At 45.2% G+C, this 12,665-nt stretch carries 9 protein-coding genes; 5 read left to right on the forward strand and 4 right to left on the reverse strand.

What is annotated here, in order from left to right; translation table 11 throughout:
- Positions 1 to 103 precede the first annotated feature (103 nt).
- Positions 104 to 1,222: a hypothetical protein gene (locus ACOJR9_RS15920; RefSeq protein ID WP_420933895.1), complete on the reverse strand. Its 1,119-nt coding sequence runs from the start codon at positions 1,220 to 1,222 to the stop codon at positions 104 to 106.
- Positions 1,223 to 1,540: 318 nt separating this feature from the next.
- Between ACOJR9_RS15920 and ACOJR9_RS15925 the strand changes: the two genes are divergently transcribed.
- The 5 genes from ACOJR9_RS15925 (at position 1,541) to ACOJR9_RS15945 (ending at position 6,759) form a co-directional block, all read left to right on the forward strand.
- Positions 1,541 to 3,370, forward strand: a complete 1,830-nt coding sequence (locus tag ACOJR9_RS15925) for an alkaline phosphatase family protein (protein ID WP_420936153.1) — start codon at positions 1,541 to 1,543, stop codon at positions 3,368 to 3,370.
- An 18-nt stretch (positions 3,371 to 3,388) separates the two neighbouring features.
- Complete coding sequence (gene fldB, locus ACOJR9_RS15930; protein WP_420933896.1) at positions 3,389 to 3,925, forward strand: flavodoxin FldB; 537 nt, start codon at positions 3,389 to 3,391, stop codon at positions 3,923 to 3,925.
- Between the two features lie 33 nt (positions 3,926 to 3,958).
- Complete coding sequence (locus ACOJR9_RS15935; protein ID WP_420936154.1) at positions 3,959 to 4,744, forward strand: CLCA_X family protein; 786 nt, start codon at positions 3,959 to 3,961, stop codon at positions 4,742 to 4,744.
- A gap of 144 nt (positions 4,745 to 4,888) precedes the next feature.
- Positions 4,889 to 5,296: an ExbD/TolR family protein gene (locus tag ACOJR9_RS15940; RefSeq protein ID WP_420933897.1), complete on the forward strand. Its 408-nt coding sequence runs from the start codon at positions 4,889 to 4,891 to the stop codon at positions 5,294 to 5,296.
- Between the two features lie 170 nt (positions 5,297 to 5,466).
- Positions 5,467 to 6,759 (forward strand): collagen-binding domain-containing protein, encoded by a 1,293-nt coding sequence (locus ACOJR9_RS15945; protein ID WP_420933898.1) that lies wholly within the window; start codon positions 5,467 to 5,469, stop codon positions 6,757 to 6,759.
- Positions 6,760 to 6,770: 11 nt separating this feature from the next.
- Here the strand turns inward: ACOJR9_RS15945 and ACOJR9_RS15950 are convergent, their stop codons facing one another.
- From ACOJR9_RS15950 to ACOJR9_RS15960, 3 genes are read right to left on the reverse strand one after another with little or no spacing between them, the layout of a single operon-like run.
- Entirely contained in the window at positions 6,771 to 9,266 is a 2,496-nt protein-coding gene (locus ACOJR9_RS15950; protein WP_420933899.1) for a cellulose synthase subunit BcsC-related outer membrane protein, read from the reverse strand.
- A 5-nt stretch (positions 9,267 to 9,271) separates the two neighbouring features.
- Positions 9,272 to 10,288, reverse strand: coding sequence for a glycosyl hydrolase family 8 (locus ACOJR9_RS15955; RefSeq protein ID WP_420933900.1), 1,017 nt, complete (start codon positions 10,286 to 10,288; stop codon positions 9,272 to 9,274).
- 44 nt (positions 10,289 to 10,332) lie between these two features.
- Positions 10,333 to 12,660, reverse strand: a complete 2,328-nt coding sequence (locus ACOJR9_RS15960) for a cellulose biosynthesis cyclic di-GMP-binding regulatory protein BcsB (RefSeq protein ID WP_420933901.1) — start codon at positions 12,658 to 12,660, stop codon at positions 10,333 to 10,335.
- Positions 12,661 to 12,665 lie beyond the last annotated feature (5 nt).

The raw sequence follows: 12,665 nt of genomic DNA on the forward strand, positions 1-12,665 counted from the left end.
TTTTTGATGCTTCGAAAACAAACCTATCAAGTTAACAAAATCAGATACACGTCTCTCTTGTGATGCTCTCTTTATCATTAAAGCGCGTTTAATCGACTTTTAGCTATTGAAACCAAGCGTCATTGAGTGGCACAGAGAATAACAGTGGCGCTAGGTCTTTGTACTTATCCTCATCTGCTTTGCACGAGGCATTTTTAAGGTAATTCTTTTCCCATGGGTCGTTAATTATCCACAGCATATTGTCCATCACCACAAGCCCTTCCATAGATGCATTATCCATTACATAATCTTCACAACTCTCGGTCCCCTTCACCTTAAAAGTAACGGGTACCCTTAAGGTCGCTTTTTCGCCAGCAGCATCTATTATCCAAAGCTCGTCGTCGTTTCTCGCTGCGGCAATTAGAGCAGAATGATTATTCACAGTATGCAGGGTCAGCCCGTTAATCGGGTGGTTCCCCGATGAAAACTGGGGTAATAAAAGGTCAGGCTCTTCCACTATGGCAAAGTCTGTCGTTGTGAAAAAATCGTCATCGATAGTTACGCTAAAAATACGGGGCTGACCCGCGATATCTTTTTCTAACCCGAGATACACGGTTCCATCTGAGGCCATAGCGAGGCCTTCTATACCGTCATTTGGGAAGTTGCCTACATTAAATGACACTGGAAATTGCAGTGGACGAACATGAGTCATTGCAACATCGCCGTTGTCTTTGCGCGCTAATCGCACCAGCAAGGTAGGATAATCTGTTGAGCCTGTGTTGCTATATTTAGACTCACAGCGAGGGCTCAATGCACCCGTTCGTGTTGCATCTTCAGTGACGGTGTAAATAACGTTCGTGTCTCTTGGGTCTACCACGAGTGCTTCTAAATCAGGTTCGGTACTGAGGTAATTGTAAAAGCAGCTTTTTCTTACCGTAGGTGAAAAAGAAAAGGTATTGCTTGAAGATAACAGTGTTGATGTCTCAGGGTCGATGCTGTGTAACTTTAATTGCTGACTTTTGTCGGCACTGGCGTCTGCTATCGTTAAAAGCGTATCGTTAATAGCCACCAATCCAGATGTTTGTGGGTCGAACATCACATTGCCATTGGGTTGCGTTATCCAGTTTCCCAAAGCAACTACGGTCAAATCTTCTTTTTCAGGAGTGATAATGACCTCTTTCGACTCACTGCATGCAGTTATAAATATTGCAGTAACGCAAATAAGCAGCGCATGTTTTAGCATCTAGATAGTTCCTTTTTTGCAGTGGTTTGTAGTGAAAAGCCATAGTGAGCCGTGCCAAAAACAATCGATTAGATGGTGCACATCTTGATCATACGGATCATGCACGAGCTAAGCATGAATAAATTGTAAGTGAGTATATCGAGCATACCGTTTATACACAAAAAAGAGTAAAGTACGAAAACATTGCATACGTTATGTTGTCAAGATGGGGACCGGGCTATTTCAACACCAGACTCTCAGTTAGATTTTCAGCTAGATAATCAACCAGAACCTCAACCAAACCTACCACTGGTTATTGCGGGGCCTATTGTTCGCAAAATTACTGAGGATGCTTGTCATATCTGGTTAGTAACGTCATTACCCAGTGCCCCTTCCATTACCCTTACGCAACGGGGTAATAATGTCGAGGTTGAGTGTCACGCAGAAAGCGTACAGGTGGGCCAATTCGCCTACATACATTTATTATCAGCGACTGCCACACACACGTTTAGCGATAGTGAACGAGTGTATTATCAATTGGAATTTACCGAAAAGGCCTCAAGTGAAAAGTGGCATTTCGAACAACAACGTTTACTGTATAGCGCAGAAGATAGCTTAAGTTTTCATTATACTAAGACGCCAGAAACTATCTTACACGGCTCTTGCCGCAAGCCACACTTTGACGGTGACGATGCGCTTGCTCAAGTAGACATTCTCATTGAAAAAGGCCTTTCAGGCAGTTCATCACTTCCAGATGTATTACTGATGACTGGCGATCAGATTTATGCCGATGACGTGGCCGGGCCAATGTTAAAAGCCATTCATCAGTGTTGCCACCTTCTAGGGCTCTACCACGAACCTTTAGAAGGCGCCGTTATTAGCAACACGGCAGAGCTAGCACAACACCCTCATGGGTTTTATGAAAGAGAGCAGTTACTGCCACAAATCGCGACCAATACGGTGTTGTCCTCCCTATTTTTTGGTGCGAAAAAGAAACCTGTTTTCACATCGGTGAATGCACAAAACCACCTTATTGGCAGTGCTGAAATTCTCGCGATGTATTTCTTGATCTGGTCTGACGCGCTCTGGTCATTAATTAACATCGATGATAACCATATACCTCAACAGTACCGTGACACCTTTGAGAAAGAGCAAAAGGCCATCGATGGCTTTGTGGCGCAGCTTCCGTCTGTAAGACGGGCTCTCGCTCACGTGCCTACCTATATGATATTTGATGATCACGATGTTACCGACGATTGGAATTTAACCCGAGGTTGGGAACAGGAAGTGTACGCTAACCCCCTGTCTAAGCGCATGGTTGGTAACGCGCTTATTGGGTATTTGCTTTGTCAAGGCTGGGGTAATGCCCCTAAGAAAGTGGCTCCTCTTATCGATGACGCAAAAAAAGTGTTTAGTAATAACCGTTTAGACAAGCAAGACGCATTCATCGATAAGCTGCTCGATTTCAATGAGTGGCATTATCGACTTGATACATCCCCCCCCATCGAAGTGTTAGATACTCGCACACAGCGATGGCGCTCTGAATCGAGTCTCAATAAACCATCTGGCCTAATGGACTGGGAGGCACTGTGCGAGTTTCAACACTCCATCATCGGAAAAGAAGCGGTTATTGTTGTATCGGCAGCTCCGATTTACGGGGTGAAAATTATTGAAGCGATACAGAAGGTGTTTACTTTTTTTGGCAGGGCATTAACCGTTGATGCAGAAAACTGGATGGCACACAGAGGTACCGCCAACGTGATGCTCAATATTTTCAGGCATTACAAAACGCCACCAGAATTCATTATTCTATCTGGCGACGTGCACTATTCCTTTGTTTACGATGTGCGGCTGCGATTTAGACGCAACAGCCCTCATATTACCCAGTTTACCTGTAGCGGCTTAAAAAATGCGTTTCCAGAAACCTTGATCACTTGGTTCGATAGACTTAATCGCCTTCTTTACGGTGCTAGGTCGCCCCTGAACGTATTTACAAAACGTCGTAACATGTCGGTAAAAGCGAGACATCCAAATAATGATGACAAAGAACTGTTTAACGGCTGTGCTATTGGCGTATTAAATATTTCACACAAAGGTAAGGATGTTCACTGCAAAGCTTTGTTGAGTAACGGGAAAGAGGTAGTATTCTCTCCTATTGATAACGACTAGCAAAAAAAGAGGTATCTAATGAGTGATGGCGCCCTGTCTATAGGTTTATTTTTCGGCTCGACGACCTGTTATACCGAAATGGCAGCGGAAAAAATTCAAGCCCAGCTTAATAGTTTGTTCGATGACAACGTAGTTCATCTTCACAATATTAAAGATGTGAATTTGTCGCGCACCTCAGACTACGACATTATCATTTTTGGCATTTCTACTTGGGACTTCGGCGAACTACAAGAAGACTGGGAGTCTCATTGGGAAGAGGTACACCAACTCGACCTGTCGGGTAAAACCATCGCGTTATTTGGACTTGGCGATCAGCTTGGCTATGGCGAGTGGTTTCAAGATGCCCTTGGCATGCTTCACGATGCCATACTGCCCTCAAACTGCAATATTGTGGGCTATTGGCCTAACCAGGGTTACGACTTTACCGCCTCTAAAGCACTTACCGAAGATAAAAGCCACTTCGTGGGTTTGTCCCTAGACGACGAAAACCAATATGATGATACAGACGCTAGAATTGAAGCATGGTGCGAACAGCTTCTCATTTCTTTAGCGTAACGTAAACACGGGTGCAGATAGGTATAAGTGAGCGTGGAGACTAAAGGGCGCATTCATCAATCTTTTTATCGAAATGGTCCTAGCCATAGAGACGGCGCTGACGTGTCTTTTCAAGACATTAGAAAGTTATTTAACTTCGCCACCATTACGGTAGGTAGATGGGTCACGCCGCAAGAACAACAAATAGCAGCCAATTTATTTTTCGATGCGCTTTACGACCTCACCACAATATTGAATATAAACGAGCAGGTGCTCTCGCTCAACGGAACTCTGTCGCTTGCCTTTGGAAGCGGTGGGCAAAAAAACGCAAGTGCGCATTATCACAGTGGAAAGCGGCAGTTAGCGTTAGCAAAGAATGCAGGAGCCGGCTCTTTGGCCCACGAGTGGTTTCATGCATTTGATCATTACATTGCACCACGTATGTTCGAGGGACTATCCCACGGCACTTTCGCCACACAAGCGTGGTTAGATAACGCCACCATGAACACCCACCCGCTTAATCAAAAGTTAAGCGATTGCTTTGACCTCATGTTTTTAGACCACAATAAAAGACCTAACGAATACTTTGTAAAATCTGTTGAAGCCGATAGAGCGTTTAAAACATTTTATTACGCCATGCCGCAAGAAATGGCGGCTCGCGCCTTCGAATCGTGTATTCAAGATCACGAGATTAAAAACGCATTTTTAGTTCAAGGTACAAAAAAATCCACAGAAGCTAGACTTGGCATTTACCCTCATGGTAATTTGCGTATAACACTCAATGAGGCATTGATGTTGTATTTTTACCAATTAGGCGTCGCCATTTCGCACAAACGTTAAAAGTTAGTCGTTTTGTCACTGCGAAATTGAGCATTTTTCCGGCAACAAGTGGTTACGAGCACACTGTTTTGTACAAAAGCCTGTATATTTTTGTAACAAGCAGTATACTATTGGGCTCGAACGTAACAGAAGAAAGAAGACGAGATGAAAAGAAAAAAGCATACCTCGGCCGAAGACGAGGCTCAGATTGATATGACCCCCATGTTGGACATCGTGTTCATCATGTTGATTTTCTTCATCGTAACGACCTCGTTCGTAAAAGAAAAAGGGTTAGACGTTAACCGTCCAGAAGACAATCAAGCGAAAAACGATAAGCCTTCTAAAGCGCTATCAATTCGTATTGACGAAAACGGTACAATTATGATGGGTGGGCGTGAAGTAGACGTTCGTCGCGTTGTTGCAAACACGCAAACTTATCTTGCCGAAAATAACACGGACACTGCTGCTATCCAAGCCGACGAAGAAACTGAACACGGCGTTGTGGTAGAGGTAATGAACCAAGTGAAAGTTGCTGGTATTTCAAAAGTATCTGTACTAGTTAAGAAGGGTTAATCCCTTTTCAACTATTAAAAGCCGCCCACGGGCGGCTTTTTTCGTATTAGTGTCTATACCAAAGTATGCATTGCATCGTCGCATAAATTTTGGTCATATCGTAAGCTACAGATTGTCTGGAAAGCCATGTTGAAAGTGCCGTTCCAGGCTCGGACAATCCTGGAGCTATTATGAAATCGAAAATTGCCACTATTGCGATTACCGCAGTAGCACTCTCTTCACCATGCAGCATAGCTGCACCCATCGCATTAAGCAAAGCGTTCGACTATAACGCATTTATCTTCAATGATTATGAGGGCGAGCGTTCCGATGTTGAAGGTAAGCTCGCTGTAGGCGGTAATCTTACGGTACAAGACTTTGATGTTGGCTTATTGCTCCCACCGGATTTATCTACCAGTTCTCTTTATGTGGGCGGCGATCTCAATTTTTCACGAGGAAGAGTCAACGGCGGCCAAACTACCGTTTCTGGCATGCTCAATGCCAATAACGTTGAATTTGCTGGAAGAGTGAATAGCGCAGGCGCAGTGTCAATTGAGGGCGGTACTGTCCACAGTGGCGGCATTAAAAGCAAAGGTGACGTATCGCTTGTCAGGTCGGGAATAAAGCAGGGAGATATCGACGCCGAAGGAGAAGTGGTTATTAAGAGCGCAGGCTTAGACAATGGCGCTGTGACTTATGGCACTAACCTTTTAATAGAAAGTGGCAATTCGGGCACATCGGCGGCTGTTAAAGACTCCGCTAATATCGTGCAAGTGGACAACCTTGATTTTACTGCCATAAAAAATGAAGTTCTTACCCAATCAAGTGACTTTGCCAATATGGCTGTGAATGGTGTGACTACGCTAAACTGTGGTGCTGCTAATTGTCTTGATGATGCAAGCGCTAAGATTGACACGATTACATTTTCTGGTTCTGATGACATAAATATCTTTTCAATAGATAGTTCATGGTTCAGCGCTGCCGATAAGGGTATTGTTTACGACTTCTCAACCACCAGCATTAATATCATTAATGTGTTGGGGCAGAGCGTTGAATTATTCAATACTGGCTTTTTTAACACGGCGTTTAAGCAAGAAAATAGTTATTTTAGGGAAAACGGACAGTATCGCGACAACGATAACAACATTAACTTGCGTCACGACGGTTTGTACACCAACAACATCCTTTTCAACTTTGTTGATGCAACTGACGTAACGCTTCACTCAGTTGGCGTTAAAGGCAGCGTGCTTGCTCCCTATGCGCAGTTGAACTTTTACAATGGACATATAGACGGGAACGTTATCGCAAATAGCTTAGTAACGCCTGAGGTAACCTTAGTGAATGATAGAGGCGAGGAATACCTCGCGCCCACTGGCCAGATAAACAATTATCAGTTCGGCTCAATAAATGTCAGTGAGCCTGCCTCTATTGCCCTGCTTTTCGGCGCTGGCTGCTTTATGATGCTGCGCAGAAAAAAGCATTAACGCGCCACCTTTTAAAGAGCAAATCCCCGTAACCTCGGTGACGACAATAGAAGCTCGTCACTGGTTACGCCGCTTCCCTCTCCGCCTCGCCACCTAAGTTGAATACCAGCCTCAAAGGCTTGGTATTCCACGGCAAATGCCTTACTCATATAGCCTGCGACAATCCAGTCACTACCAATACGATATTGTGCCTCAGCGAGAAAATTACCACTTAACCCTGTGGTTTCAGAATAAGGTAAGGAAATTGACGGATCGGCGTCGCTATCTACAGCAGCATTGGTTATGAGCGGAAAGCGAGGATCCGCATTTTGCTCAAGGCGTGAAAGCGCTATAGCATTACTCAGCTTTAGCTGCCAGTTGAGTGCTTCCAGTGTGAGCAACTCTGAATATAGACCGAGAGAAATAAAGTAATTAGGACTAAAATAGCCCCCGTTACCATAGGTAAAACCACTTCGATTATGCTTATACCCTGAGTAACTTGCGAAGGGGCCAACGCGCCAGTAATCGAGCCTGTCTGAAACGTTTTTAGCAATATCGTAACTAACATCACCTCGCACAGACAGTGCACTATTGCTGTCTACTGTCTCACCATCCATAGTACTTACTTGAAATGTGCCGGCCACAGACCAACGCGGTGCTAGCTCATAGGCGGCCAACCCTCGTATGCCGTCTTCAAGTACATAACCCCACGCTTCCTCATTTCTTGCATTGAACGAGCCGGTTTGGCTAAGCATGCTGTCGTCTTTAGGGTAACGGAACAGAGTGGTGGCAAGGGTGAGCTTAGGAAGAAACCACGTTGCTGAAATTTGACCGGTAAAATCAGCGTTCACGGGCTGATCAAACATGGCGTATTCCACATTTGCATAAAAATTAAAGCCTACGTCTTGGTAGGCAATATCGGCCCTTAGGCCTTTGTCTTCAAACCCAGTGATGTTGTTTGATACCGCGCTACGCACTCCATCTCCAAGCAAATCATCGCCCAGCCACGCTCCAGACTGTGCCGCGCCACTATAGAACTGCTTGTAATCTAGAAAGATTCGCCATTGCCAACCTTTGTAAATATCACTCATGCCAATATAACTGGTTAGAACGTCGAAATTTCCGAGCCCAGGTTGACCTGAGCGAGAGCGCGTTGTGAAGCCAGAAACCACACTAAACGCGTCTTTAGTCTGTGCCGTTTTTGAGCGCGTATCGTCGTTAATATAGGAAAGCAGAAATTGTTTTCTTGGCCATGCGCTGCCATTCACCTGCGCTTGTCGGCGGATATTTACTGCTGGAAATGTCGATGAAAGCTGATTTAGCTTCAGCCTGTTATTACTATTAAGCCTGACTAACTCGCCGGCAATAACATCATCATTGGGATTTTGCTCCAGCACTTTTTCAAACGCTAGTGTTGCCGTTTCCCCATCGCCATATTTTGCTGCTGCCCAACCCAGCAGGGTTAGCTCATCGAGGGTTAATGCTCTTATATCGCCTAGCTGCTGGGCGGTTTCAATGCTGCTCTTGTAATCTCCATCTTCATAAAGATAGAGTTGCTGCTGCGCCAAGCCGTCGGCACATCGACGTAAAAAGCGCTCTGTATCAATGCTGCATGCTAATTGCCTGGCTTGAGTATGTTTTTGCTGAGCGCTTAGCGATAAATACTGACCATCGCTGTTTTGCGATAACACAAAGAATTCGTACGCCTCTTTGTATGCACCATCATTGTACTTTCGCCACGCGCTTCCCTCTATAAGGGACGTGATCAAACTCACGTTGGCACCACCGTCTTTGTTACCTTTTTCGCTAGCTAGTAAGCCCGTAAGCTGCTCCACATCCCTCTGCTGTATAGCACTGTTCACAATAAAAGTTGTGATGGTGTTCAAGCCTTGTTGTGCGGAGCGACGCTGAATCTCATCAGAGCTAAGCACAAGTGCGCTATCGAACTGCCTGCGCGCTACACTAAGCTGCCCACGGTCAATCGCCGCCCACCCCATCAGTAAATAGAAGTTCGGCTGGTTTTCTTTCTCGGCTAGAGCCACTAGCCTATTAAACTCTGTACTTGATATTTGTTTTCGAGCTTGCGGTGTTTTTTCTGCAAATATCGCTAGTGGCAATTTAGGTGCGTTGCTTACAGAACTAGGCTCATTTGATACAAGCTCCTTTTCGCTTGACGCTGTCTGGCGATAACTCTCCTGTTTACTAGCCCCCTGTCGACTGGCGCCTTGATTTGCTCGTGACAGATTGTTCATTCGGTCTAGCGCATTTTGTAGTGGCTTCGATGGCTGCCAGCCAGGATATCGATAGCGTAACCGCTCATACTCGTCATTTGCGAGAGAACGTTGTCCCTGCTCGATATGAAACCATAGCCCGGTGACATCGGGCTGACCTTCGTCAAAGTCCCCCAAATCAAGCTCGCGTTCTTCATACGTAGTTTTAGACTGACCGTGAGCCGTATGAGGAGCGATTACAGCTAGCATGGGGAGCACGTAGAGCACACAAAGAAATAGGCGATTAGGTGTAGTCATGCTTTTCACCCCGATATATCCGAGACAGCCAGCATTGAGAGTAATAGTAGGCTTGCCGAATAATAGTCAACGTTTCTGTTAATAACAGGCCACTTGGGTGTAGAGTCATTGACGATTTTATTAACTGCTTGCTCAACGGCCTGCATGCCAAGCGTCATTGCATATTCCGCTGGCCTCTCGTCATCTAGCGAGAGGGTTGCAGGCACATAATCTTGAGACCACCACTGCGCAAATGGGCTTAACACCTCATAGCGCTCAGCACTTGCCAAAAAGCGTTCAGACCACACTAATTGCAGTGGAATTCGCACCGCATTAAAACCAAACTCACCTGCTACAACATCGTCTATCGAAAAAGTACCATTATGTAACCGCGTCCAATCAGAGGGTAAGCGATAAGATGAGAAACGAGCTTGCTGTACTAGTGATACCCCGCTGGTGAACAACTCCTGCCAAATACTGGGGTTTTCAGAGTAGTCAGAAAAGATGGATAGCGCGGGAAACACCCAATATGAAAGGTTAAACTGCACCCCCCTTTCACCATTGCTGTCGTTAAAGCCCAACTCACCGGGTAGTAAAATAGTGAAACCATCCTGTGTCACGATCAGCTTTTCTTCTATGGCTTTAATAATTCTGCGCGCTTCATCTTCATAACTCGGAGTACTCCAACGTTTTGCGGCCCTAAGCAGTGCCCACGCAATTAATACATCGCCATCTGAAGCGTTATTAGGGTCGTCAACACAAGCAGCATCTTTCGTCGCACAAGGCCTATAGCGCCAGCTGAACAAAGCGTCAGGTCGCTGCAATACGGTTTGAGTCCATTGCCATATACTATCAAACGCTGTCTGGTCGTTAGCATAAGCAGCGAATAGCATTCCGTAACCTTGCCCCTCAGAATGAGAGACCTCATCGTTGCCGGTGTCCACTATTCTGCCGTCGACAACAAAGAGCGCTTTATAGGCGCTAAAACGCTGTTCAAATTGCTTATTATCAGATTGCTTTTTATAAGATTCCGTACACGACATCAAAAGCAATGCTAAGCAAAAGACAGCGGCCGGTTTAACTCTCATTACCATGAGTCTTGTACTTTTTTATTCCGACGTTTAAGCAGCAAATAAATAAGTACGCTGATTGAGAACACCAGAACCACAAAACCAACTAACCAGTACCAGGGGTTGTTGGAAAGCCATAGCCTGAGTTGAAGCCACGCATCGTCAGATTCGCCAATCTCATAGGTTTCATTCACCTGCATAACAAGGGACGGTGCGCGGCTGTCGCTCCAAGCAAAGAAATCACCGGCTAACTGCCCCCACATCGATAAGCTCACTAAATCACTCACTCTGTCGTTGAGCAACTCAGCAGTTTGTGCGGCAAGAATAAACAAGGTGTCGTTACTGTCTGGGTTGGCGTGTGCGGTAAGAATAGCCTGCGGCCCTAAGTCGCTTTCTTGTATTGTGTTACCTTCTACTTTCATGGCCTTGAATGACTTATCTTGTGTCAGGTTTCTCACCCGATTATGAAGAGTATTTTGAAGTTGATAAGACCAGCGTTTTGTCGCTTCTATTGCCGTTGTAAACTCAGACTGCTGCACGTGCGACAGTGAATCTGGGGTGCCCAATATAATTGCCGAGCCTGAAATAGTATTCGATGGCATGCTTTCAAACGCTACGTTATTAATAGTCAGATTAAGTAGCGGAGCCTTTGCCACCTGCGCTAACTTTGCACTTAACGTGAGTGCACTATCCATAAAATCTGAAGATGGAATAATGATAGTCGAAGCAGGAGCTGATTCAAATCGAGCTAGGGGGAAAGCTGTTTCGCCGAACAAGGCTAAACTGGGCTGCACTGCAACATGTCCCGCATCAGGAAGGTCAATAACAGAAGAGTTTTCTAACTGAAATATTAAATGACTTCCCCCAACTTCATCGCAAGCTACTCCCGCGAGAGGCGCTCGCAGCGTCACATCAAAGTCGATATTGTTTGCCCCACCTTTTAAGTATCTTGCAGGTATCGACAGCTTGTAGTTTTTGAACACCTGCCCATTCGGATTATCAAGGGCCAAACCATGCACTAACTCATCGTTTACTTTCACATTCATAATAGAGCCAGGTCCATTACCCGCTCCGTAGCCAAAGTTAAGGAGTAAGCCAACACTGGCATTTTCAGGTACATAAAAATCAGCAGGAAGTAGAAATGAGGCACGTTTTGAAAAGTCTCCTTCATCTCTAAATCTTGCCGCCGAAATCCCTAAGTCTTGAAACTCGTAAGCGGTATCAGGCGCTGCGATAAGCTGTTGTTGTAATCGGGTTGCTTCCATACCAGTATGAGACATTACGGTAATCTGAGAAGTCACATTTATCTCATCGTCCATAACTGCCAAGGTTTGCGCAGCTTTGTATACATCGTCAGTAGTATTGCCACTGACGATAAGGCGAAATGTGGAAGGGATAATCACGCGATTACCGATAGAAAATGAAGGCGTCACTTCTGTTTTTAAATAAGGGCCTTTAATACTGTCAACCGTGGTATCAGACAGCACGGGTGAGAGCGAGGAGGCAGTACCTACTACTACATGTAACTGCTGCGATTGCTCATCTGCTAGAACGTTGCCAGGGCGATTATGTTGAGAACTTACCTGTGTATACCATGCTGCTCGCTCATACCGCTGAATATTTTCTTCTGTCCAGCGCTGCTCGACATCCGCAGCGTCTAATTCAGGCAATACATAGCCCTCGTCAAAGGTCTCGTGCTTTAGCTCAAGCGGCTGATATTGATTGCGTAACGCAAGAGCCTGACCCACCAATGAAAGCGTTCGCTTGGTAATGTCGTCTTCCACATCTGTAGCAGTGATCAACGACACGTCTCGCAAGCCGCCAATTCCTGGATTGAAGAAGCCATCTAACTTATCGAATGTGAAATTATCAACATTATTACTTGAGGTTATTTGCAAAGTTGAATTATACATATTCACCTCGCTCCATAGCTCAGGTGCACTGCCATCTACACACTGATTTGCATAATGCTGACTAACACTGAATGTAAGCGTATTGAAGCCATCTCGCCATAACTTAACCGGTATAGAAACCTCAGAGGTAAGCGAAGGACGGTCGGGGTCGAACCGTATTTGACCGATAGTGGCGTTATTAAAACGGACAACAAGCTGAGAACGCTTTTCTATGAGTGCCTTAGAGCTGATTACATCTAACGTCAGCACCGCGTTATTAACGTCGGTAATTGAAGACAAAGGAATAGCAAAGTCGATTGAATCTGCTTTACCCTCCAGCCGAATAATACTTTCGCCGGCAAAGAAATCGGTGAGACGATAGGTATTGGTTTCCGCATTAACAGTAAATGCTAATAGTAAGCTCAACAACAACGTAGAATAGATTTTTATCATTTTTG

Source organism: Alteromonas ulvae (assembly GCF_048987005.1).
In the GTDB taxonomy this organism is placed as follows: Bacteria; Pseudomonadota; Gammaproteobacteria; order Enterobacterales; family Alteromonadaceae; genus Alteromonas.